Below are 23,221 nucleotides of genomic sequence, written 5' to 3' on the forward strand. Positions count from 1 at the left end.
TTCTTCTCAACCCCTTGAGTTGGCGGATTCCGCGTGGCTCATGTCCATGCCTTCCATACCTTCGTGTGCGCTGTGCTCACCTTCTGGTTGGGTCATGTCCATGCTCTTACCGTGAGCCATAAATTTGTTAATAACATCTTTAAACAAATCAGGTTTCACGTTGGAGAAGTATTCCACCTGGTTGTATTCGCTTGGCACAGCCACTTTTTCGAACGCTGCCATGTCGTTCATGGTGTTCGGAGACTGTTTAGCTTTAGCAACCCATTGGTCGAATTCGGCGCGGTCCTTTGTTGCAATAGCCTTGAATTTCATACCGGAGAAGCCTGGTCCGCTATAGCTTGCGGAGATACCATCATAAGTACCGACTTCGTTGGCGATCAGATGCAGTCGAGTCTGCATACCGGCCATGGCATAAATCTGGCTACCCAGACGCGGGATAAAGAAGGAGTTCATCACGGAGTTGGACGTCACTTTGAATTCGACCGGAGTATTCGCCGGGAAGGCGATTTCATTCACGGTAGCGATACCCTGTTCCGGATAGATGAAGAACCATTTCCAGTCCATGGAAACCACTTCGATGGTAATGGGCTTCTCGTCATGCGCCAGCGGTTTGCTTGGCTCAAGAGCGTGGGTGGTTTTCCAGGTCAGCACAGCAAGGAAAATGATGATTAAGATCGGCACCGTCCAGACCACAGCTTCCACTTTATTGGAGTGTGACCAGTTCGGGCTGTACTTCGCATCTTTATTGCTTGCACGATACTTCCAGGCAAAACCAACAGCCATCAAGATGGCAGGAATAACGACGATCAACATCAGGCCAAATGCCGTCAGTATCAATGAACGTTGTTCCAGTCCAATCTGTCCTTTAGGGTCAAGCAGCGCAGAATTACAGCCACTGAGTAACGCAGTGCCTGCAATTAATGACAACCATCCCAAACTTTTATTGTATTTCCTGAGTCTCATTTAACGACCTCAATTCCACGGGACCGGGTGGCGTTTAAAGTGTGAGGTCATTTTACGGGAAGGTTACATTACTGTAAACATCATTGGATCTGTGTTACTGGGTTCTGCTGAGCGTGTCACATATGTTGCAATATATGTCGGGTTGGCTTTAAGAACCTGTTGCAACATCACGTTATAACGAAAGCAGGCGGGCGAGGGACATGCAGAGGGCAATTGGTATAACCAATACGAAAATAAAACAATTAATTAACAATTAATTATCAATAAAAAGACAATTTAAGAACAAACAATAAATTTTTCATGGCTGAATCGAGTAAGGAAAATAGCATGTATAAAAAGCGTCAATAATTTCCAAATTCTATGGCGCACAAAATAACAAATAATATTTTTATCAGTTGTTGTTTATTTAGCCGTTATAATTACGCAGGGTGATTACAACGGCAAAATATGCTCGTCATACTTCAAGCTACGGGTGTGTTGGCTTTCCTCGCTCACCCCAGTCACTTACTTATGTAAGCTCCTGGGGATTTGCTGCGTCGCCGCGTGATTCGGCCTCTCGGCCTCTCCCCTACGGGGCCAGCGCAAGCGCTGTTCAAAACGCTCACGCCTTTTGTCCCGTAACTCGAATTATTTAGAGCATAAATATGCAACATCACGCCAGATGGGTTTTGCGCAATGCCAGATAATCCAGCAATCCGCCGAATACCACTCCGCAGACCGCGACTACCACCGAGACTTCAAGCAGTTCCGGCAGGAAGGAGAAATTGGTGTAGTCCAGTGCATTCAGGGTCAGCAACAATAACCAAACTGCCAGCAAACAGCAGCCCGCGACCAGCGTCATTAATGCCAGACCGTACGCGCCACGAAATTCCGTGCGCGGAATAAAGCTTTCATTTTGCCAGCTATGTTCCAGCGTCTGACGGCAAACCAGCAGCAGCAGGAGTCCGGGCAGTGCGGCAAACACGGAGAACAGATAAAACGTTGGCCACCCGTGCGCTTCGACAAACCAACCCGCTACCGGACCTACGTACACGCGGCCAACCGCTGAAAGCGCGGAGAGCAGGGCGAACTGAGTCGCTGAGAAGGACTTATTGCATAGCGTCATTAATAAGGCGACAAACGCCGCGGTGCCCATCCCGCCACACAGGTTTTCAAAGAAAACGGCGGCGGCCATACTGAACATGTGTTTGTCAGTGACGGACAGCAGCCAGTAACCTGCGTTTGATGCCCCTTGCAGAATACCGAAAATCAACAATGCGCGGAACAGCGAGAGACGCTGCATCAGGATCCCGCCGTACAGCGCGCCAACGATGGTTGCCAGCAGCCCCAGCGTTTTATTCACCACGCCGACTTCACCCGCATCAAATCCAACTCCGCGGATTAAAAAAGTGGTGGTCAGACTCATCGCGAAGGCATCACCGAGTTTATACAGCACGATCAGGAGCAGAATCAGCCAGGCATTGTTCCGGCCAAAAAAGTCTCGCAGCGGAGCCGCAACTGCCTGTTCCAGCGATTTAGGCACCGGAATAGCATCTGTCGGTTCTGGCGCTAATAGGGTCGCGATGATGCAAGGGATCAGCAGCGCCGCCATCAGCCAATACATTCCCTGCCAGCCGAGCCAGCGGTCGGCCATCCACAGGGCCAGCCCACCGGAAACCAGCATCCCTAAACGGTAACCAAGCACGCTGATTGCTGCACCTGCACCACGCTCTTCGGTGGGCAATACGTCGGTTTTCCAGGCGTCAAAGACGATATCCTGCGATGCCGAACAAAACGCGATCACCACCGCCAGCGCGGCCATCCAGCGTAGCTGCGTACCCGGCTCCAGAAAGCCCATCGCGGCGATAGAAATCAATAGCAGTACCTGGGTCGCCAGTAGCCAACCGCGACGTCGGCCCAAAAACGGCGGTGTATAGCGGTCCATCAATGGAGACCAGAGGAACTTAAATACGTAGGCCTGGCCAACCAGAGAAAAGAAACCGATGGTTTTAAGATCGATATTCTCGACCGTCATCCACGCCTGGAGCGTACCGGATGTCAGTGCGAGCGGTAATCCGGAGGCGAACCCCAAAATGAGCAGGATAGCTGAACGTGGTTGCTGAAAAATACGTAAGTAATGACTGGACATGGGCTTCTATAGGCCCGACGAACGCCGGGCCATAAGGGCAGAAATTAACGAGCGTTCTGCTTGATGAAATCGTGAACGCTGGTGTCCTGAGACATATCAGCGATGGTGTCGGTCAGGACGCTGTTAACGGCATCAGCAATATTTTTGTTGGAGGCCTGCAGCGCGCCTTCAACAGAGTAGCTTGCGCGGTAGTTTTTGGTCATCTTATTACCGTTAGCGGCGGTCGCGATAATGGCGATGTCTGCTTTGGTGGCGATGTTGTAACGCACGCTACCCTGAGACACGTCCGCATACAGCTGGCTAACGATGATTTGCAGGTTTACTGCACCGTTCGGACCAATCATATAACCACGCGCGGTCATCTGTTTTTCCAGCACTTCTTGCAGCAGGAAACGCAGATCGCGAGAAGCGGTCAGGGTAACCTGCTGGTTGTCGCGGGTGACTTTTGCCAGCGCCTGATCCTGACGCTGGTCGGCGCCGTTGATACTCACGGTCACGCCCATCAGGCTCGGATCCTGCTGCGGCAGGGTGATTTTGGGGGAGACTTCAATGGTGGTTGGCGGCGTTGCGCATCCTGCCAACATAAACATTGCAACTAACGGGAAGAGGATTTTTTTAAACATGCCAGGGCTCTCAGCGAATCTAAATTGTGTGGTTAGAGAAAATTCCCGCCATCATAACATCGCCAACGATGAGGGGAAGTGGGTAACGCATGTAAATTCATTGTGTTGTCCGTTTTATGACTTTATGAAGACCATAAACGGACTTTTTGCCATAAATCGAAGTGAGGATTTAGTGAACTTCATCCATTTGGCTGAGAAAATCAGATAAGCGCTAATTTTTTGTTGCTAAGGTGTAATGAAAACGGTAAAAGCGGCTAGTATTTAAAGGGATGGGTGACATCTCAGCGTTGTCGGAGGAAAAATTTCATGATGATTCGTGAGCAAATAGAAGAAAAATTAAGGGCAGCGTTCGAACCCGTATTCCTCGAAGTTGTGGATGAAAGCTATCGTCACAATGTCCCGGCTGGTTCTGAAAGCCACTTTAAGGTTGTGCTGGTTAGCGATCGCTTTACAGGTGAACGTTTTCTTAATCGTCATCGGATGATTTACGGCACGTTAACGGCGGAACTCTCCACTACCGTACATGCGTTAGCCCTGCATACCTATACCATTAAGGAGTGGGAAGCGTTGCAGGACACGATCTTTGCGTCGCCTCCTTGTCGTGGAGCCGGGAGCATCGCGTAGAAAAACGGATTTGCAACAACCGACGCTTTTCCAGTATGTTGCTACAGAATATGTGAAAACGGCCTGCGGGCCGTTTTGTTTTGTCTGAATTCTGGGGCTGTCGTACAGTATTCAGACAAAAATTAGCCGGGAATTGTGAAAAAAGCCGCAGCAACGCGCGATAACCGTTCTCGACTCATAAAAGTGATGCCGCTATAATGCGCGTCTTATTTTTCGGAATGTCTTCGGGATGATTCTGACGACAGGGAATGTGATTGCTTATGAGAACATCCCAGTTCCGCGAAGCCAACAACCTGTGCTTGCGGAGAAGAGTTGACCGAGCACTGTGATTTTTTGAGGTAACAAGATGCAAGTTTCAGTTGAAACCACTCAAGGCCTTGGCCGCCGTGTAACGATTACAATCGCTGCTGACAGCATCGAGACCGCTGTGAAAAGCGAGCTGGTCAACGTAGCGAAGAAAGTGCGTATTGACGGTTTCCGCAAAGGAAAAGTACCGATGAATGTTGTTGCTCAGCGTTATGGCGCTTCCGTGCGTCAGGACGTACTGGGCGACCTGATGAGCCGCAACTTCGTTGACGCGATCATCAAAGAAAAAATCAATCCGGCTGGCGCACCGAACTACGTTCCGGGTGAATACAAGCTGGGTGAAGATTTTACTTACGCGGTAGAGTTCGAAGTTTACCCGGAAGTTGAGCTGACTGGCCTGGAAGCAATCGAAGTTGAAAAACCGGTTGTTGAAGTCACCGACGCTGACGTTGATGTAATGCTGGACACCCTGCGTAAGCAGCAGGCTACCTGGAAAGACAAAGACGGCGCTGCTGATGCAGAAGATCGTGTAACCATCGACTTCACCGGTTCTGTAGACGGCGAAGAGTTCGAAGGCGGCAAAGCGTCTGACTTCGTACTGGCGATGGGCCAGGGTCGTATGATCCCGGGCTTTGAAGAAGGCGTTAAAGGCCACAAAGCTGGCGAAGAGTTCACTATCGACGTGACCTTCCCGGAAGAGTACCACGCTGAAAACCTGAAAGGTAAAGCCGCTAAGTTCGTTATCAACCTGAAGAAAGTTGAAGAACGCGAACTGCCGGAACTGACTGAAGAATTCATCAAGCGTTTCGGCGTTGAAGATGGTTCCGTAGCTGGTCTGCGCGCTGAAGTACGTAAAAACATGGAACGCGAGCTGAAAGGCGCAGTGCGTAACCGCGTTAAGTCTCAGGCGATCGAAGGTCTGGTAAAAGCTAACGACATCGACGTACCGGCTGCGCTGATCGACAGCGAAATCGACGTTCTGCGTCGTCAGGCTGCGCAGCGTTTTGGCGGTAACGAAAAACAAGCTCTGGAACTGCCGCGTGAACTGTTCGAAGAACAGGCTAAGCGTCGCGTAGTTGTAGGTCTGCTGCTGGGCGAAGTTATTCGCACCAACGAGCTGAAAGCTGACGAAGATCGCGTTAAAGGCCTGATCGAAGAGATGGCTTCTGCTTACGAAGATCCGAAAGAAGTTGTTGAGTTCTACAGCAAAAACAAAGAGCTGATGGACAACATGCGTAACGTCGCTCTGGAAGAACAAGCTGTTGAAGCCGTTCTGGCGAAAGCGAAAGTGACTGAAAAAGCCACTTCCTTCAACGAGCTGATGAACCAGCAGGCGTAATTCGTCGCTTTTGTAGCACGAATTTCGTACGCAAGCCCGTCACCTTTTGGTGGCGGGTTTTTTTTTGTCACGCATTTTGCATGGGAAGAGTGCGAAAACAGCGTTTCAGTGTTAGCGTTACAACAAAAGATTGTTATGCTTGAATTATGGCGATGTCGTACCCATTACTGAGGGACTAGCTGATAATCCGTCCATAAGGTTACAATCAGCACAGCAGGTTTTTTCAAATTTTATCCAGGAGACGGAAATGTCATACAGCGGCGAACGAGATAACTTTGCACCCCATATGGCGCTGGTGCCGATGGTCATTGAACAGACCTCACGTGGTGAGCGCTCTTTTGATATCTATTCTCGTCTACTTAAGGAACGCGTCATTTTTATGACTGGCCAGGTCGAAGATCATATGGCTAACCTGATTGTGGCGCAGATGCTGTTCCTGGAAGCAGAAAACCCGGAAAAAGATATCTACCTGTACATCAACTCCCCTGGTGGGGTGATCACTGCCGGGATGTCTATCTATGACACCATGCAGTTTATTAAGCCGGACGTTAGCACCATTTGTATGGGCCAGGCGGCCTCAATGGGCGCGTTCCTGCTGACTGCCGGGGCAAAAGGCAAACGTTTTTGCCTGCCTAACTCTCGCGTCATGATCCATCAGCCTCTGGGCGGTTACCAGGGCCAGGCAACGGATATTGAAATTCATGCCCGCGAAATCCTGAAGGTAAAAGGGCGCATGAACGAACTTATGGCGCATCATACGGGTCAATCTCTTGAGCAGATTGAACGTGATACCGAGCGCGATCGCTTCCTCTCCGCTTCTGAAGCGGTAGAGTACGGTCTGGTCGACTCGATTTTGACCCATCGTAATTAATGCCCAGTGCGCAGGTGTGCCGCTATAATTACCTGGAGCGGCACAACGCTGACTAGCGTCTTGCGCCTGAGAATGGCATTTGCGTCGTCGTGTGCGGCACAAAGAACAAAGAAGAGGTTTTGACCCATGACAGATAAACGCAAAGATGGCTCGGGCAAATTGTTGTACTGCTCTTTTTGCGGCAAAAGCCAGCATGAAGTGCGGAAGCTGATTGCCGGTCCATCCGTGTATATCTGCGACGAATGTGTCGATTTGTGTAACGACATCATTCGCGAAGAGATTAAGGAAGTAGCACCGCACCGTGAACGCAGTGCGCTGCCGACGCCACATGAAATTCGCAATCACCTGGACGATTACGTTATCGGTCAGGAACAGGCGAAGAAAGTGTTGGCGGTCGCGGTATACAACCATTACAAACGTCTGCGCAACGGCGACACCAGCAATGGCGTCGAGTTGGGCAAAAGTAACATCCTGCTAATTGGCCCGACGGGTTCCGGTAAAACGCTGCTGGCGGAAACGCTGGCGCGCCTGCTGGACGTTCCGTTCACCATGGCCGATGCCACCACGCTGACCGAAGCCGGTTATGTGGGTGAAGATGTTGAAAATATTATTCAGAAGCTGCTGCAGAAGTGCGACTACGACGTGCAGAAAGCGCAGCGCGGGATCGTCTATATCGATGAAATCGACAAGATTTCTCGTAAGTCTGACAACCCGTCCATTACCCGCGATGTTTCCGGCGAAGGCGTACAGCAGGCCCTGCTGAAGCTGATTGAAGGCACCGTGGCGGCCGTTCCGCCACAGGGCGGGCGTAAACATCCGCAGCAGGAGTTCTTGCAGGTTGATACCTCTAAGATCCTGTTTATCTGCGGCGGCGCGTTCGCTGGTCTGGACAAAGTGATTGCTAACCGTGTTGAAACCGGCTCAGGCATTGGTTTTGGCGCGACGGTAAAAGCGCAGTCTGATAAAGCCAGCGAAGGTGAGTTGCTGTCGCAGGTGGAGCCGGAAGATCTGATCAAATTTGGTCTGATCCCTGAGTTCATCGGTCGTCTGCCGGTGGTGGCAACGCTGAGCGAACTGAGTGAAGAAGCGCTGATCCAGATCCTGAAAGAGCCGAAAAACGCCCTGACCAAGCAGTACCAGGCGCTGTTCAACCTTGAAGGTGTCGATCTGGAGTTCCGTGAGGAAGCGCTGGATGCTATCGCCAAGAAAGCGATGGCGCGTAAAACCGGTGCCCGTGGTCTGCGTTCTATCGTTGAAGCCGCGCTGCTCGACACCATGTACGATCTGCCTTCTATGGAAGACGTCGAAAAAGTGGTGATCGATGAGTCGGTGATTGGCGGTCAGAGCAAGCCATTGCTGATTTACGGTAAGCCGGAAGCACAGCAGGCATCTGGCGAATAATTCATCAATTCATACAGACATTTAATTAAAAAGGGGGGATTTTATCTCCCCTTTTATTTTTCCGTAAACATGGCGTTGAATGTGTGGGAAACATCCCCATATACTGACATACATGTTAAAGGTGGTGTGAAGCACAGTCGTACCACCTGATTACCTGGCGGACACTAAACTAAGAGAGAGCTCTATGAATCCTGAGCGTTCTGAACGCATTGAAATCCCCGTATTGCCGTTGCGCGATGTGGTGGTTTATCCGCACATGGTCATACCCTTATTTGTAGGGCGGGAAAAATCTATCCGTTGTCTGGAAGCGGCTATGGACCATGATAAAAAAATCATGCTGGTCGCACAGAAAGAAGCGTCAACGGATGAGCCGGGTGTAAACGATCTTTTCACCGTCGGGACCGTGGCCTCTATTTTGCAGATGCTGAAACTGCCTGACGGCACCGTAAAAGTGCTGGTCGAGGGGTTACAGCGCGCGCGTATTTCTGCGCTGTCTGACAACGGCGAGCATTTCTCTGCGAAAGCGGAGTACCTTGACTCGCCAGCCATTGATGAGCGCGAACAGGAAGTGCTGGTGCGTACCGCTATCAGCCAGTTCGAAGGCTATATCAAGCTGAACAAGAAAATCCCACCAGAAGTGCTGACGTCGCTGAACAGCATTGACGATCCTGCGCGTCTGGCGGACACCATCGCTGCACACATGCCGCTGAAGCTGGCTGACAAGCAGTCCGTGCTGGAGATGTCCGACGTTAACGAACGTCTGGAATATCTGATGGCGATGATGGAATCCGAAATCGATCTGCTGCAGGTTGAGAAACGCATTCGCAACCGCGTGAAGAAGCAGATGGAAAAATCCCAGCGAGAGTACTATCTGAACGAGCAGATGAAAGCCATTCAGAAAGAACTCGGCGAGATGGACGACGCGCCGGACGAAAACGAAGCGCTGAAACGTAAAATCGACGCGGCGAAAATGCCGAAAGAGGCAAAAGAGAAAGCGGAAGCAGAACTGCAGAAGCTGAAAATGATGTCTCCGATGTCGGCGGAAGCGACCGTAGTGCGTGGCTACATCGACTGGATGGTACAGGTACCGTGGAATGCGCGTAGCAAGGTCAAAAAAGACCTGCGTCAGGCGCAGGAAATCCTCGATACTGACCATTACGGTCTGGAACGCGTCAAAGACCGTATCCTTGAGTATCTCGCGGTTCAAAGCCGTGTGAACAAAATCAAGGGGCCAATCCTGTGTCTGGTTGGGCCGCCGGGGGTAGGTAAAACTTCTCTGGGGCAGTCCATCGCCAAAGCGACCGGACGTAAATACATCCGTATGGCGCTGGGCGGCGTGCGTGATGAGGCTGAAATTCGCGGTCACCGCCGGACCTATATTGGTTCAATGCCGGGTAAACTGATCCAGAAAATGGCCAAAGTGGGCGTGAAAAACCCGCTGTTCCTGCTCGATGAGATCGACAAAATGTCTTCCGACATGCGAGGCGATCCGGCTTCCGCACTGCTTGAGGTGCTGGATCCAGAGCAGAACGTGGCGTTCAGCGATCACTACCTGGAAGTGGATTACGATCTCAGCGACGTAATGTTTGTTGCGACCTCGAACTCCATGAATATTCCGGCGCCGTTGCTGGATCGTATGGAAGTGATCCGACTGTCCGGTTACACCGAAGACGAGAAGCTGAACATTGCTAAACGTCACCTGTTGCCGAAACAGATTGAGCGTAACGCGCTGAAAAAAGGCGAGTTGACGGTCGACGATAGCGCCATTGTGGGCATTATTCGTTACTACACCCGTGAAGCTGGCGTGCGTAGTCTGGAGCGCGAAATCTCCAAGCTGTGCCGTAAAGCGGTGAAGCAGTTGCTGCTCGACAAATCACTGAAACATATTGTGATCAATGGCGACAACCTGCACGACTACCTGGGCGTACAGCGCTTTGACTATGGTCGCGCGGACAACGAAAACCGCGTTGGTCAGGTGACCGGTCTGGCGTGGACGGAAGTGGGCGGCGATTTGCTGACCATCGAAACCGCCTGCGTACCGGGTAAAGGCAAGCTGACCTACACCGGTTCATTGGGTGAAGTGATGCAGGAGTCCATTCAGGCGGCGCTGACCGTGGTGCGTGCGCGTGCGGAAAAACTGGGTATCAACCCGGATTTCTACGAAAAACGCGACATCCACGTTCACGTACCTGAAGGGGCGACGCCGAAAGACGGCCCGAGTGCCGGTATTGCCATGTGTACCGCGCTGGTTTCTTGTCTGACCGGTAACCCGGTACGCGCCGATGTGGCGATGACCGGCGAGATCACCCTGCGTGGTCAGGTTCTGCCAATCGGTGGTTTGAAAGAAAAACTGCTGGCGGCGCACCGTGGCGGCATTAAGACGGTCTTAATTCCAGATGAAAACAAACGTGACCTGGAAGAGATTCCGGACAACGTGATTGCCGATCTGGACATCCATCCGGTGAAACGCATCGAGGAGGTTTTGACTCTTGCGTTGCAAAATGAACCGTCTGGAATGCAGGTTGTGACCGCAAAATAGTGACCTCGCGCAAAGAGCACTAATAAAAACAGGGCTGGCAGACCATTTCGGACTTGCCAGCCTTTTTTTGTATAGCTAATTTAGATGACGGATTAGGCTTGCCATCATTAACGGGTGTTGTAAGGGCATGGCAGGCCTGATATAACTGCTGCGCGGTCGCACTTTGAAGGATTCAGGTGCGATATAAATTATAAAAGAGGAAGAGAAGAGTGAATAAATCTCAACTGATCGACAAAATTGCTGCAGGGGCTGATATCTCTAAAGCTGCGGCTGGACGTGCGTTAGATGCAATTATTGCTTCTGTTACCGAATCCCTGAAGGAAGGTGATGACGTAGCGCTGGTAGGTTTTGGTACTTTTGCCGTTAAAGAGCGTGCTGCCCGTACTGGTCGCAACCCGCAAACAGGTAAAGAGATCACCATCGCCGCGGCTAAAGTACCGGGCTTCCGTGCAGGTAAAGCACTGAAAGACGCGGTAAACTAAGTGATTTCCCCTTTGGGGACGTGACGAAGTACAAGGGCGCATCAACTGATGTGCCTTTTTTATTTGTGATTCCGGTACTTTCTACGCGTTGTGGGCTGACAATTGCCCCATTTTCTTGTCACAATAGACCTTTGTGCGCAGCGTTCAGGAAACGCTATGCTGCGTGAAGCATATATACTCAACATCCTTGCCGCCGTGGTTGTAACAACGCGCAGGCGGCTTGAAGGATAACGCGTATAGTCATCTACAGCGGAGTGTGGTTACACCATGATGGACAGCTTACGCACGGCTGCTAACAGTCTCGTGCTCAAGATTATTTTCGGTATCATTATCGTGTCGTTCATTTTGACCGGCGTGAGTGGTTACCTGATTGGCGGGGGCAACAATTACGCCGCCAAAGTGAATGGCCAGGAGATCAGCCGCGGGCAATTCGAGAATGCGTTCAATAGCGAACGTAACCGCATGCAGCAGCAGTTGGGCGATCAATACTCTGAGCTGGCGGCGAATGAAGGCTATATGAAAACGCTGCGTCAGCAGGTGCTGAATCGTCTTGTAGACGAAGCGCTGCTGGATCAGTACTCCCGCGAGCTGAAGCTCAATATCAGCGACGATCAGATTAAACAGGCTATTTTCGCCACGCCTGCTTTCCAGGTGGACGGCAAATTTGATAACAACCGCTACAACGCGATTGTGAATCAAATGGGAATGACCGCCGACCAGTACGCCCAGGCATTACGTAATCAGCTCACTACTCAGCAGTTGATCAACGGCGTTGCCGGTACGGACTTCATGCTGAAAGGCGAAACCGACGAGCTGGCGGCGCTGGTCGCACAGCAGCGTATCGTTCGCGAGGCGACCATTGACGTTAACGCGCTTGCCGCGAAGCAATCCGTTACCGAGCAGGAAGTTGCCAGCTACTACGAGCAGAATAAAAACAACTTTATGACGCCGGAACAGTTCCGCGTGAGCTACATCAAGCTGGACGCTGCTGCACTGCAGGAGACGGCCAGCGATGCTGATATTCAGTCTTACTATGACCAGCATCAGGACCAGTTCACTCAGCCGCAGCGTAACCGCTACAGCATCATTCAGACTAAAACGGAAGATGAAGCCAAAGCGGTACTGGATGAGCTGAGCAAAGGCGCTGATTTCGCTGCGCTGGCGAAAGAAAAATCAGCCGACATCATCTCTGCCCGTAAAGGTGGCGATATGGGCTGGCTGGAAGATTCCACCACTCCGGATGAGCTGAAAAATGCCGGCCTGAAAGACAAAGGCCAGCTGTCCGGTGTGATTAAATCTTCTGTTGGTTTCCTCGTTGCGCGTCTTGATGACGTACAGCCTGCGCAGGTTAAACCGCTGAGCGAAGCCCGTGACGACATTGCGGCGAAAGTGAAGCAGGAAAAAGCGCTGGATGCGTACTATGCGCTGCAGCAGAAAGTGAGCGATGCAGCCAGCAACGATAACGAATCTCTGGCGGGTGCGGAGCAAGCTGCTGGTATGAAAGCGGTTGAAACGGGCTGGTTTAGCCGTGACAGCCTGCCGGAAGAGCTGAACTTCAAACCGGTCGCTGACATCATTTTCAATGGTGGTCTGGTTGGCGAGAACGGTACGCCTGGCAGTAACTCGGACATCATTACCGTGGATGGCGATCGCGCATTTGTGCTGCGTATTGCAGAGCACAAAGCCGAAGCCGTTAAGCCACTGGCTGAAGTGAAAGAGCAGGTTACTGCGCTTGTTAAGCACAATAAAGCAGAGCAACAGGCTAAGCTGGATGCCGATAAACTGCTGGCAGACCTGAAAGCCGGTAAAGGCGATGAAGCGATGAAAGCAGCAGGTCTGAGCTTTGGTGAGGCGAAAACACTGAGCCGCACGGGTCAGGATCCTCTGAGCCAGGCAGCCTTTGGTCTGAGCCTGCCAGCAAAAGACAAACCGAGTTACGGCGTGGCGAACGATATGCAGGGCAACGTTGTTCTGCTTGCGCTGGACGAAGTGAAAGCGGGTTCTATGCCTGAAGCGCAGAAGAAAGCGATGGTTCAGGGGATTACTCAGAACAACGCGCAAATTACCTTTGAAGCGCTGATGAGCAATCTGCGTAAAGCCGCAAAAATTAAAATCGGTGACGCGCTGGAACAGCAGCAATAACCGAGGCAGCTCGCAAAAAATTGCAAAAAGTTGTATTAACCAAAGGCCGCTTTCGCGGCCTTTTCCATTTCTGATATTTGCCGTTTGTCTGCTGTTCTGCACCTCGCTATCGTGATTCCACTGTTAACAAACACGGAGAAAACAGTATGAAACATGGAATCAAAGCCCTGCTTATCACCCTTTCATTGACCTGCGCCGGTATGGCCCAAAGCGCATTGGCTGCAGAGCCTGTTGCCAAAAGCCACGCGACTCAAACCAAAGCGGATGCCTCAGGGGCGGCGCAAAGCAAGGCTACGCAACCCGCTAAAGCAAGCGATGATGAAGGCACCAGGGTAAGCATCAATAGCGCTTCTGCGGAGGATTTAGCGCGAGTGATGAATGGGGTCGGACTGAAAAAAGCCCAGGCGATTGTCAGCTATCGTGAGGAGTATGGGCCATTTAAAACGGTCGATGATTTAAAGCAGGTGCCGGGGATGGGCAGTTCTTTGGTAGAGCGTAATTTGGCAGTTTTAACACTTTAATAACTTGCGCAGTGGCCAATATTTGCCACACTAGAGAGGTCATACCAGTTATGGCCTCACTACCCTGAATATATTCCTATAAAAACGTAAGGTTCCTGCGCTATGCAAACACAAATCAAAGTTCGTGGTTTTCATCTTGATGTCTATCAGCACGTCAACAATGCTCGTTATCTTGAGTTTCTGGAAGAAGCACGCTGGGATGGACTGGAAAACAGCGACAGTTTTCAGTGGATGACCGCTCACAACATCGCTTTTGTGGTTGTGAATATTAATATCAACTACCGTCGCCCGGCGGTGCTGAGCGACCTGCTGACTATTACCAGTCAGGTGCAGCAGTTAAATGGCAAAAGCGGCGTGTTGAACCAGACTATCACCCTGGAGCCGGAAGGACAGGTGGTGGCAGATGCGTTGATAACCTTCGTCTGTATTGATTTGAAAACGCAAAAAGCACTACCGCTGGAAGGGGAGTTGCGTGAAAAACTGGAGCTGATGGTGAAGTAGTGGCTGCGAGTGCTTGTAGGCCGGATAAGCAAAGCGCCATCCGGCATCGCTCAACTCATTATTTTAACCCGGTTTTCTGCTTCATCGCTGCCATTACCGCCGGTTTGTCCGCCAGATAATGGTTCAGACCGTTAGCGCGCAGATTACAGGCCGCGCAGTGACCACAACCGTCACCTTTGATGCCGTTATAGCAGGTCAGCGTTTCTTCGCGCACCAGGTCCAGCTTGCCCCAGTAATCGGCCAGTGCCCAGGTTTCGGCTTTGTCGATCCACATCAGTGGGGTTTCAAAGCGAATATCTTTCGCCATCCCCAGACTCACGGCATGGTTCAAGGCTTTAACGAACTCATCGCGACAGTCCGGGTATCCAGAGAAATCTGTTTCGCAAACGCCAGTAATGACCGCCTCTGCCTGCACCTGGTACGCGTAAATTGCTGCCAGCGTTAAAAACAGAATATTGCGCCCGGGCACAAAGGTATTGGGAATGCCGTTCGCATCCGGTTCGTAATCCGGCACCGGAATGTTATCGCGGGTCAGGCTGCTGACGGCCAGTTCGCTAAGTAGCGTGACATCAAGCACTTTGTGTGCACGCGCGCCGAGTTTAAAGGCCAGATCACGTGCGACATCAATCTCAGCGCGATGACGCTGACCATAATCAAAGGTCACGCAGTGCACTTCATCATACTGATGTAGCGCTTGCGCCAGACAGGTCGTGGAGTCCTGACCTCCACTGAATACAACAACGGCACGTTTCATGGCTTTTCCTGACAAATAACGAAACCCATATGGTAGCGCCTGGACGTGGTGTCCACCAGCTTCTTCATGCTGAAGGGGGCGGTAACCAGGCTTCGGTGAACTCAAACCAGCCGCGAGGATTCAGACGCACGCCGTTCACGCCCGGTGGCGCACTAATACGATAGTGATAATTGAACAGCGGAGTCAGCGTGGCATCATGCATCAGCGTGGCGAACACTTGCTGTAACGCTGCGTGACGATCATCTTCATTGGCCTGGACTTGAAGGGCATCCAGAGTGGTCTGCAAATGTGTGTATTCAGGGGCATTCAAGACATGTGACCAGAGTTGATCGCAGCGTAACCACTGTTCGAGGGTATATTCAGGCGCTTCGCCAATCAGCCTGTCACCCATCATCAGGTCGGCCTGCGCTAAAGGATGATTACCGTCCCAGTTTTTTGCATTATGAAATATAAGCGTTAATTCACAGCCGAGTAGCGCCAGCGCCTGGCGAAGCTGTTCAGCCATGGCATGTAGTTCAACCGGCAGGTGATATGCCAGCGTCAGTTTTTCCGGTAGCGCTACCTCGTCCAGTTCATCCCATTGCGGGATCGTCCATCCAGGCAGCAGCGCATTGCTCGGGGTTATCAGATTTTCATCTACCTCAAGCGTTTGTAGCAGGGAAGAACGGTGGATAATATTGACCAGTCGGCGGGCCTGCAGGGTATTCAGGCGTGCGCTTTTTCTGAGCGTGAGATAGCAAAAACCGAGGCTTATTCCGCTGCTCACCTGGCTGAGCATGGGCAATTCTTCAGGTTTACCAATCGCAATTTGCACCGGATGGCGACAGCTGGTGCCCAAATCCTGGGAGAAGAGTTGCGGAGTTATCCAGTATTCAATCGCTTTCAGGAGTGGATGACTCAGGTGGTAGTGATCGTGACTCTCGATACGCACCAGCTCAGGGGTAAACAGCGTCAACCGGAACGGGCCGGTACCCACAAACGGGTGCTCAGGATGCGCCAGGTGACTGCTGTAGCTTGCCAGACGGTGCGCCAGCCAGAAGTCGGGACGATGCAGAATAAAGGTCAGACACTGGGGATGCGTCACCTCAATGCGCTTTACGCTGATAAACAGCTTATTCAGCGCGGGCAGCTCAAGTAGCCTCAACAGTTGTTGATGTAACTGCGTGCTGCTGACGGCATCGCCGTTATGCCAGTACAGGGTGGAGCGAATATAGAAATCCCAACGCAGGCCGTCGGCGGAGATATTCCAGTGGTGAGCTAAATCACCGCAGGGGCGTTGCGTATGCGTGTCAAACCGGGTCAGGCCAGAAAATACCTGCCCGGCGAGATGTTGCTCTGCGCGGCCAGGGAGAAATCCGGGGTGCAAAGGGTCAAGTTGACGGTAATAGGGGATACGCAGGGTTGGCGTGTCGTTTTGCCACTGACCGCCCATAAATGGCTGTAGCAGGGCTCTTAATTCACCCGGCGCCAGTTGGGCCAGCTCCAGCACGTTAAGCTGTTCCCCCTTTTGTAGCGCCTGCTCCATCATGGTATTACGTAGCGATTCTGGCGTAACCAAAAAACATAGCTGCCCGCGTTTACCCCGCCCTGACTGGGCGTGCCACTCCAGCCAGCCTGCATCCTGCGCTTGTTTTAACAGGGTTCGCACGTGGCGCTCGCTGCAAAAACAGCGTTCAGCCAGTTCGCCCACGGTCACAGACTGTGGTTCGCCGTTCGACGGTTGCCACAGGCGTTGGTATTGATTTAGTCGGTTCAATAGTCGCATATAAACCCGGAACAATTAATTTTATCTATTCACTATTACTTCCGTATATCTCAGGTGATACTGAATCACAAGTTAACCGCCTCACAGTGTGGAGAAAGAGATGGCTCGTCTGGCTGCATTTGATATGGATGGCACCCTTTTGATGCCGAATCACCATTTAGGTGATGAAACGCTTTCAACGCTGGCGCGCCTGCGTGAACGTGATATCACTCTGACATTTGCCACCGGTCGTCATGTGCTGGAGATGCGCCATATCCTGGGTTCCATTTCGCTGGACGCCTTTTTGATCACCGGTAACGGTACGCGTATTCACACGATCGAGGGCGATGTGTTGCACCGCCAGGATCTGGATCCGAATGTTGCAGATACTGTGTTGCACCAGAAGTGGGACACCACGGCCAGCATGCATGTCTTTAATGACAACGGTTGGTTCACCGGACAAGAAATTCCAGCGCTGCTTCAGGCACATGTGTATAGCGGATTTCGCTATCAGATCGTGGATGTGAAACGTATTCCCGCCCACCAGGTCACGAAGATCTGTTTCTGCGGCGATCATGACTCGCTGATCCGTCTGCGTATTCAACTCAATGAGGCGCTGGGTGAGCAGGCGAATCTCTGTTTCTCCGCAGTTGATTGCCTCGAGGTACTGCCGCTGGGTTGTAATAAAGGTTCTGCGCTGGCGGTATTAAGCAACCACTTAGGTTATTCAATGGCTGAGTGTATGGCGTTTGGCGATGCCATGAACGATCGCGAAATGTTAGGCAGCGTAGGGCGCGGCCTGATTATGGGTAACGCGATGCCGCAACTGATTGCTGAACTGCCTCATCTATCGGTGATTGGGCATTGCCGCAATCAGGCAGTATCACACTTTTTGACGCATTGGCTGGACAATCCGCATCTACCTTATTCCCCCGAATGAGAGATCCCTTCCAGCAAGCCAGACTTCGCGTCTGGCTTTTTTTTGTCTGATTAGTGGGTATTCAGGAGTTGAGCCAGCTCCGCTTTCCACGGCGTTAAATCACCGATGTGCGTGTCGACCCACTGCGGGTTGTAATAGGTTTCCAGATAACGTTCGCCGCTGTCGCACAGCAGCGTCACCAGCGATCCCGTTTCTCCTGCGTCGCGCATACGGGCGGCAAGTTGTAATGCTCCCCACATGTTGGTACCGGTTGAGGCACCAACTTTACGGCCCAGCTGTGTTTCCAGCCAGTGCGCGGTAGCCACGCTTGCGGCATCCGGCACGCGCAGCATTTCATCGACCACATCAGGAATAAAAGACGGTTCTACGCGTGGGCGACCGATACCTTCGATTTTGCTACCTACCGGGCTGCGTAATGTTGCATCGCGATTTTGCCAGAAGGGCAGAAAGACCGAGTTTTCCGGATCCACCACCATCAAATGAGTATCGTAGCCCTGACAACGAATATAGCGGCCAATGGTTGCCGAGGTGCCGCCGGTTCCGGCGCTCATTACGATATGCCGGGGAACGGGATTGGGCTCGCATTGCATCTGACGAAAGATACTGTCGGCAATATTGTTGTTACCACGCCAGTCGGTGGCACGCTCTGCGTAAGTGAACTGATCCATATAATGGCCGTTCAGCTCACGAGCCAATTGTTCAGAAGCCGCATAAATTTCGCAGGCGCTTTCCACGAAATGACAGCGCCCACCGTAAAACTCAATCTGTTCAATTTTACGTTTCGCAGTACACGAAGGCATAACGGCGATAAACGGTAAGCCTAACAGACGGGCGAAATAAGCTTCGGAGACCGCCGTTGAGCCGGATGATGACTCGATGATGGTGGTGCCTTCTTTGATCCAGCCATTGCACAGTCCATACAGAAACAGTGAGCGCGCCAGACGATGTTTCAGGCTCCCGGTCGGATGTGTGCTCTCATCTTTTAAATAGAGCTGAATGCCCGGAAACGCCGGGAGCGACAGACGAATGAGATGCGTATCCGCAGAACGCTGATAATCCGCGTTGATTTCATTGATGGCGTTTTTAACCCAGGAGCTATTCATCATTAAAAGATATCCATTTGTCATTTTGTGCCCAGAATAGCGAAAAGCACGGAAAAAATTGTTGCCATTTAGCCTTTAAAATAGAATGTAAGGAGAAAATTCTTCTCTGTGGAGTGGATATGTTAGACAAAATTGACCGTAAGCTGCTCGGCTTACTGCAAAAAGACTGCACCCTTTCTTTGCAGGCGTTAGCAGATGCCGTTAATCTGACGACCACCCCTTGCTGGAAACGCCTCAAACGGCTTGAAGATGATGGTATCCTGCTGGGGCGAGTCGCCCTGCTGGATCCCGAAAAACTGGGGCTGGGCTTAACCGCGTTTGTGTTGATCAAAACTCAGCACCACAGCAGCGAATGGTATTGCCGCTTTGTCACCGAAGTCACCGGAATGCCGGAAGTTCTGGGATTCTGGCGTATGGCAGGGGAGTATGACTACCTGATGCGGGTCCAGGTCGCCGATATGAAAAGCTACGATGAATTTTATAAGCGCCTGGTGAACAGCGTGCCGGGCCTGTCTGATGTTACCTCCAGCTTTGCGATGGAACAGATTAAATACACAACTGCTCTACCGATTGAATAATTCTTCCGGCGCTCATTGCCGGAAATCTTGTCAGGACATAACGCGTGCGATTATTTGCTCAATTAAGCTGGTACTTCCGCCGGGAGTGGCGTCGCTACCTCGGGGCAGTGGCCTTGCTTATCATCATCGCTATCCTTCAGCTTATTCCGCCGAAAGTGGTCGGGATCATTGTGGATGGCGTGACGACTCAACGCTTCACCACCGAACGGCTGCTGATGTGGGTGGGGACAATTGCCCTGATTGCCGTGGTGGTTTATTTGCTGCGTTATGTCTGGCGCGTGCTGCTGTTTGGCGCATCCTACCAGCTGGCGGTTGAGCTGCGGGAAGATTATTACCGTCAGTTGAGTCGCCAGCATCCAGAATTTTATCTGCGTCACCGTACGGGCGATCTGATGGCGCGTGCCACCAACGATGTCGATCGAGTGGTGTTTGCCGCTGGCGAAGGCGTGCTGACGCTGGTGGATTCGCTGGTAATGGGGTGTGCGGTGCTGATCGTGATGTCAACGCAGATAAGCTGGCAACTGACGCTCATTGCGCTGCTGCCGATGCCGGTGATGGCGTTGATGATCAAACGTTACGGTGATCGACTCCATCACCGTTTTAAGCTGGCGCAGGCGGCGTTTTCCAGCCTCAACGATCGTACTCAGGAAAGCCTGACCAGTATTCGTATGATCAAGGCTTTTGGGCTGGAGGATCGGCAGTCGGCATTATTTGCCGCAGATGCTGAAGATACCGGTAAGAAAAACCTGCGGGTGGCACGTATTGACGCCCGCTTTGATCCCACGATTTATATCGCCATTGGGATGGCTAACTTGCTGGCGATTGCCGGGGGAAGCTGGATGGTGGTGCACGGTTCGCTGACGCTCGGCCAACTGACCAGCTTTATGATGTATCTCGGACTAATGATTTGGCCGATGCTGGCGCTGGCCTGGATGTTTAACATCGTCGAACGTGGCAGCGCCGCGTATAGCCGAATTCGCGCCATGCTGGCTGAAGCGCCGGTGGTGGATGACGGTACTGAACCGGTGCCGGAAGGACGCGGCGAGCTGGCGGTGGCGATTCGCGAGTTTTGCTACCCACAAACCACCCACCCGGCGCTGGAAAATGTGAATTTCCAGCTTAAACCTGGACAGATGCTGGGCATCTGTGGTCCGACTGGCGCGGGAAAAAGTACGGTGCTGTCGCTGATCCAGCGTCATTTTGATATCACCCAGGGCGATGTGCGCTTTCATGATATCCCGTTAACGCGCTTACAGCTGGATAGCTGGCGCAGCCGACTGGCGGTGGTTAGCCAGACGCCATTCCTGTTTTCAGATACCGTCGCCAATAACATCGCCTTAGGACGCCCGCAGGCCACGCAGGAAGAGATCGAACATGTGGCGCGCCTTGCCAGCGTTCATGAGGATATTTTACGTCTTCCTCAGGGCTATGACACCGAGGTGGGTGAACGCGGGGTGATGCTGTCCGGTGGGCAAAAACAGCGAATCTCTATTGCCCGTGCGCTGCTGTTGAACGCTGAAATTCTGATTCTGGATGATGCGCTGTCGGCAGTAGATGGTCGTACCGAGCATCAGATCCTGCATAACCTGCGCCAGTGGGGCGAAGGCAGAACCGTGATTATCAGCGCTCACCGTTTATCGGCTTTGACGGAAGCCAGCGAGATTATCGTGATGCAGCATGGGCATATCGCTCAGCGCGGTGAACATGAATCGTTAGTGCAGCAGCCTGGCTGGTATCGCGATATGTACCGTTATCAGCAGCTGGAAGCGGCGCTGTCCGATGCGCCAGAGATAAACGGGGAGGCGGCTAATGCGTAGTTTTGGGCAACTATGGCCGACCCTGAAAAGGCTGCTGAAGTACGGTTCGCCATGGCGAAAACCGCTGGCGATTGCGGTAGTCATGCTGTGGGTGGCGGCTGCGGCGGAAGTCAGCGGCCCGCTGCTGATTAGCTATTTTATCGATAACATGGTGGCGAAAAACAACCTGCCGCTGGCGATGGTCGCCGGGCTGGTTGCGGCGTATGTGGGATTGCAACTGCTGGCGGCGGGTCTGCATTATGCGCAGTCACTGTTATTTAATCAGGCGGCGGTTGGCGTGGTGCAACAGTTGCGCACTGATGTCATGGACGCTGCGCTGCGCCAGCCGCTCAGCGCCTTTGATACTCAGCCCGTCGGGCAGCTTATCTCACGTGTGACCAATGACACGGAAGTGATTCGTGACCTGTATGTGACGGTTGTGGCAACGGTTCTGCGCAGTGCGGCCTTGATCGGCGCGATGCTGGTGGCGATGTTCAGCCTGGAGTGGCGCATGGCGCTGGTCGCGATGATCATTTTCCCGGCGGTGCTGGTGGTGATGGTGATTTATCAACGTTACAGCACCCCGATTGTGCGCCGGGTGCGCGCTTATCTGGCGGATATTAACGATGGGTTTAACGAAGTCATCAACGGCATGAGTGTTATCCAGCAGTTCCGCCAGCAGGCGCGATTTGGCGAAAGAATGGGCGAGGCCAGCCGTTCGCACTATATGGCGCGGATGCAGACCCTGCGCCTGGATGGCTTTTTGCTGCGTCCGCTGCTTAGCCTTTTCTCGGCGCTGATCCTCTGCGGTTTATTGATGCTGTTCAGCTTTACCTCTGGCAGCTCCATCGAGGTTGGTGTGCTGTATGCGTTTATTAGCTATCTCGGGCGGTTGAACGAGCCGCTTATCGAGCTGACAACCCAGCAGTCAATGCTGCAGCAGGCGGTTGTCGCCGGTGAACGTGTGTTCGAATTGATGGATGGGCCACGTCAACGCTATGGTGACGATGACCAGCCGCTAAAGAACGGGGATATCGAGGTAGATAACGTTTCATTTGCCTATCGTGACGACAATCTGGTGCTGCAAAACATCAGTCTGTCCGTGCCTTCGCGTAGCTTTGTGGCCCTGGTCGGGCACACCGGCAGCGGCAAAAGTACGCTGGCCAGCCTGCTGATGGGGTACTACCCGCTGACGCAGGGGGAAATCCGCCTTGATGGGAGACCGCTGTCTTCGCTGAGCCATGGTGTATTACGCCAGGGCATCGCGATGGTGCAGCAGGATCCGGTGGTGATGGCGGATACCTTCCTGGCAAATGTCACGCTGGGCCGCGATATCTCAGAAGAGCGGGTATGGCAGGCGCTGGAGACCGTGCAACTGGCGGAGCTGGCGCGCGGCCTGAGCGAGGGGATTCATACCCGGCTGGGCGAGCAGGGCAATAATCTCTCCGTTGGGCAAAAACAGCTGCTGGCGCTGGCGCGAGTGTTGGTTGAAACGCCGCAGGTACTGATCCTCGACGAAGCCACGGCCAGTATTGACTCCGGCACGGAACAGGCGATTCAGCAAGCGCTGGCGGCGGTGCGTGAACACACCACGCTGGTGGTGATTGCGCATCGCTTATCGACGATTGTCGATGCGGACACCATTCTGGTGCTGCACCGTGGACAGGCGGTTGAGCGAGGTACGCACCAGCAATTACTGGCGGCACAAGGCCGTTACTGGCAGATGTATCAACTGCAGCTGGCGGGCGAGGAGCTGGCAGCCAGTACGCAAGAGGATTCCATTATTGCCTGATAGCTGAGACCAACCCGGTATCGTAGGCCGGACGGCAATCAACAATCTGGTGCAAAAATGTAACGCACTATGCA

19 protein-coding genes are annotated in these 23,221 nt (G+C 52.5%); 13 read left to right on the forward strand and 6 right to left on the reverse strand.

Translation table 11 applies throughout. The annotated features are described in order from the left end of the window. Positions 1-6: 6 nt before the first annotated feature. The 3 genes from cyoA to FHD02_RS14470 form a co-directional block, all read right to left on the reverse strand. The gene (gene cyoA / locus FHD02_RS14460) at positions 7-963 is read right to left on the reverse strand and encodes a cytochrome o ubiquinol oxidase subunit II (protein ID WP_042310101.1); all 957 of its coding nucleotides are present in this window, start codon (positions 961-963) and stop codon (positions 7-9) included. Between the two features lie 652 nt (positions 964-1,615). Next, positions 1,616-3,091: a muropeptide MFS transporter AmpG gene (gene ampG / locus FHD02_RS14465; RefSeq protein ID WP_220394019.1), complete on the reverse strand. Its 1,476-nt coding sequence runs from the start codon at positions 3,089-3,091 to the stop codon at positions 1,616-1,618. 44 nt (positions 3,092-3,135) lie between these two features. Next, positions 3,136-3,714, reverse strand: a complete 579-nt coding sequence (locus FHD02_RS14470; RefSeq protein ID WP_137360411.1) for a lipoprotein — start codon at positions 3,712-3,714, stop codon at positions 3,136-3,138. A 306-nt stretch (positions 3,715-4,020) separates the two neighbouring features. On the opposite strand from FHD02_RS14470, the gene bolA reads away from it, so the two are divergent. The 9 genes from bolA (at position 4,021) to fadM (ending at position 14,440) form a co-directional block, all read left to right on the forward strand. Beyond that, positions 4,021-4,338, forward strand: a complete 318-nt coding sequence (bolA, locus tag FHD02_RS14475; RefSeq protein ID WP_042310099.1) for a transcriptional regulator BolA — start codon at positions 4,021-4,023, stop codon at positions 4,336-4,338. Between the two features lie 346 nt (positions 4,339-4,684). Further along, positions 4,685-5,983, forward strand: coding sequence for a trigger factor (tig, locus tag FHD02_RS14480; RefSeq protein WP_003021622.1), 1,299 nt, complete (start codon positions 4,685-4,687; stop codon positions 5,981-5,983). Between the two features lie 247 nt (positions 5,984-6,230). Beyond that, positions 6,231-6,854 (forward strand): ATP-dependent Clp endopeptidase proteolytic subunit ClpP, encoded by a 624-nt coding sequence (gene clpP, locus FHD02_RS14485; protein ID WP_032939995.1) that lies wholly within the window; start codon positions 6,231-6,233, stop codon positions 6,852-6,854. Positions 6,855-6,980: 126 nt separating this feature from the next. Next, complete coding sequence (gene clpX / locus FHD02_RS14490; RefSeq protein WP_003831013.1) at positions 6,981-8,255, forward strand: ATP-dependent protease ATP-binding subunit ClpX; 1,275 nt, start codon at positions 6,981-6,983, stop codon at positions 8,253-8,255. Positions 8,256-8,439: 184 nt separating this feature from the next. Next, positions 8,440-10,794: an endopeptidase La gene (gene lon / locus FHD02_RS14495; protein ID WP_038638272.1), complete on the forward strand. Its 2,355-nt coding sequence runs from the start codon at positions 8,440-8,442 to the stop codon at positions 10,792-10,794. A gap of 209 nt (positions 10,795-11,003) precedes the next feature. Continuing rightward, entirely contained in the window at positions 11,004-11,276 is a 273-nt protein-coding gene (gene hupB, locus FHD02_RS14500) for a nucleoid-associated protein HU-beta (protein ID WP_003021629.1), read from the forward strand. Positions 11,277-11,543: 267 nt separating this feature from the next. Then, positions 11,544-13,418: a peptidylprolyl isomerase gene (ppiD, locus tag FHD02_RS14505; protein ID WP_137348996.1), complete on the forward strand. Its 1,875-nt coding sequence runs from the start codon at positions 11,544-11,546 to the stop codon at positions 13,416-13,418. A 146-nt stretch (positions 13,419-13,564) separates the two neighbouring features. After that, the gene (locus tag FHD02_RS14510; protein ID WP_042310096.1) at positions 13,565-13,939 is read left to right on the forward strand and encodes a helix-hairpin-helix domain-containing protein; all 375 of its coding nucleotides are present in this window, start codon (positions 13,565-13,567) and stop codon (positions 13,937-13,939) included. Positions 13,940-14,041: 102 nt separating this feature from the next. Beyond that, entirely contained in the window at positions 14,042-14,440 is a 399-nt protein-coding gene (fadM, locus tag FHD02_RS14515; protein ID WP_042310094.1) for a long-chain acyl-CoA thioesterase FadM, read from the forward strand. Between the two features lie 58 nt (positions 14,441-14,498). Here the strand turns inward: fadM and queC are convergent, their stop codons facing one another. Together queC and FHD02_RS14525 are read right to left on the reverse strand one after the other, a co-directional pair. After that, complete coding sequence (gene queC, locus FHD02_RS14520; RefSeq protein ID WP_137360413.1) at positions 14,499-15,194, reverse strand: 7-cyano-7-deazaguanine synthase QueC; 696 nt, start codon at positions 15,192-15,194, stop codon at positions 14,499-14,501. Positions 15,195-15,258: 64 nt separating this feature from the next. After that, entirely contained in the window at positions 15,259-16,959 is a 1,701-nt protein-coding gene (locus FHD02_RS14525) for an SgrR family transcriptional regulator (RefSeq protein ID WP_137370923.1), read from the reverse strand. A 100-nt stretch (positions 16,960-17,059) separates the two neighbouring features. On the opposite strand from FHD02_RS14525, the gene cof reads away from it, so the two are divergent. Then, positions 17,060-17,878, forward strand: coding sequence for an HMP-PP phosphatase (cof, locus tag FHD02_RS14530; RefSeq protein ID WP_137360415.1), 819 nt, complete (start codon positions 17,060-17,062; stop codon positions 17,876-17,878). Positions 17,879-17,928: 50 nt separating this feature from the next. Here the strand turns inward: cof and FHD02_RS14535 are convergent, their stop codons facing one another. Then, a complete protein-coding gene (locus tag FHD02_RS14535) occupies positions 17,929-18,984 on the reverse strand; it encodes a PLP-dependent cysteine synthase family protein (RefSeq protein ID WP_220394020.1) in 1,056 nt (351 codons plus the stop codon). Between the two features lie 116 nt (positions 18,985-19,100). On the opposite strand from FHD02_RS14535, the gene FHD02_RS14540 reads away from it, so the two are divergent. Genes FHD02_RS14540 through FHD02_RS14550 form a run of 3 tightly spaced genes read left to right on the forward strand, consistent with a single transcriptional unit; the run spans position 19,101 to position 23,147 of the window. Beyond that, positions 19,101-19,559, forward strand: coding sequence for an Lrp/AsnC family transcriptional regulator (locus FHD02_RS14540; RefSeq protein WP_170972906.1), 459 nt, complete (start codon positions 19,101-19,103; stop codon positions 19,557-19,559). A gap of 44 nt (positions 19,560-19,603) precedes the next feature. Continuing rightward, positions 19,604-21,376, forward strand: coding sequence for a SmdA family multidrug ABC transporter permease/ATP-binding protein (locus FHD02_RS14545; protein ID WP_061381564.1), 1,773 nt, complete (start codon positions 19,604-19,606; stop codon positions 21,374-21,376). Beyond that, positions 21,369-23,147: a SmdB family multidrug efflux ABC transporter permease/ATP-binding protein gene (locus FHD02_RS14550; RefSeq protein WP_137360417.1), complete on the forward strand. Its 1,779-nt coding sequence runs from the start codon at positions 21,369-21,371 to the stop codon at positions 23,145-23,147. The genes FHD02_RS14545 and FHD02_RS14550 overlap by 8 nt, the downstream gene beginning before the upstream one ends. The last annotated feature ends 74 nt before the right edge of the window (positions 23,148-23,221 follow it).

This window comes from Citrobacter sp. EC_71 (assembly GCF_019584005.1).
GTDB lineage: Bacteria > Pseudomonadota > Gammaproteobacteria > Enterobacterales > Enterobacteriaceae > Citrobacter > Citrobacter werkmanii.

Excerpts from the sequence above, each read along its gene's own strand:
- lon (WP_038638272.1), top strand. The coding sequence starts at position 8,440 with ATGAATCCTGAGCGTTCTGAACGCATTGAAATCCCCGTATTGCCGTTG.
- FHD02_RS14470 (WP_137360411.1), bottom strand. The coding sequence starts at position 3,714 with ATGTTTAAAAAAATCCTCTTCCCGTTAGTTGCAATGTTTATGTTGGCA.
- FHD02_RS14510 (WP_042310096.1), top strand. The coding sequence starts at position 13,565 with ATGAAACATGGAATCAAAGCCCTGCTTATCACCCTTTCATTGACCTGC.
- FHD02_RS14525 (WP_137370923.1), bottom strand. The coding sequence starts at position 16,959 with ATGCGACTATTGAACCGACTAAATCAATACCAACGCCTGTGGCAACCG.
- cyoA (WP_042310101.1), bottom strand. The coding sequence starts at position 963 with ATGAGACTCAGGAAATACAATAAAAGTTTGGGATGGTTGTCATTAATT.
- fadM (WP_042310094.1), top strand. The coding sequence starts at position 14,042 with ATGCAAACACAAATCAAAGTTCGTGGTTTTCATCTTGATGTCTATCAG.
- clpP (WP_032939995.1), top strand. The coding sequence starts at position 6,231 with ATGTCATACAGCGGCGAACGAGATAACTTTGCACCCCATATGGCGCTG.
- bolA (WP_042310099.1), top strand. The coding sequence starts at position 4,021 with ATGATGATTCGTGAGCAAATAGAAGAAAAATTAAGGGCAGCGTTCGAA.
- clpX (WP_003831013.1), top strand. The coding sequence starts at position 6,981 with ATGACAGATAAACGCAAAGATGGCTCGGGCAAATTGTTGTACTGCTCT.
- queC (WP_137360413.1), bottom strand. The coding sequence starts at position 15,194 with ATGAAACGTGCCGTTGTTGTATTCAGTGGAGGTCAGGACTCCACGACC.
- FHD02_RS14535 (WP_220394020.1), bottom strand. The coding sequence starts at position 18,984 with ATGATGAATAGCTCCTGGGTTAAAAACGCCATCAATGAAATCAACGCG.
- FHD02_RS14540 (WP_170972906.1), top strand. The coding sequence starts at position 19,101 with ATGTTAGACAAAATTGACCGTAAGCTGCTCGGCTTACTGCAAAAAGAC.
- tig (WP_003021622.1), top strand. The coding sequence starts at position 4,685 with ATGCAAGTTTCAGTTGAAACCACTCAAGGCCTTGGCCGCCGTGTAACG.
- ampG (WP_220394019.1), bottom strand. The coding sequence starts at position 3,091 with ATGTCCAGTCATTACTTACGTATTTTTCAGCAACCACGTTCAGCTATC.
- FHD02_RS14550 (WP_137360417.1), top strand. The coding sequence starts at position 21,369 with ATGCGTAGTTTTGGGCAACTATGGCCGACCCTGAAAAGGCTGCTGAAG.
- ppiD (WP_137348996.1), top strand. The coding sequence starts at position 11,544 with ATGATGGACAGCTTACGCACGGCTGCTAACAGTCTCGTGCTCAAGATT.
- cof (WP_137360415.1), top strand. The coding sequence starts at position 17,060 with ATGGCTCGTCTGGCTGCATTTGATATGGATGGCACCCTTTTGATGCCG.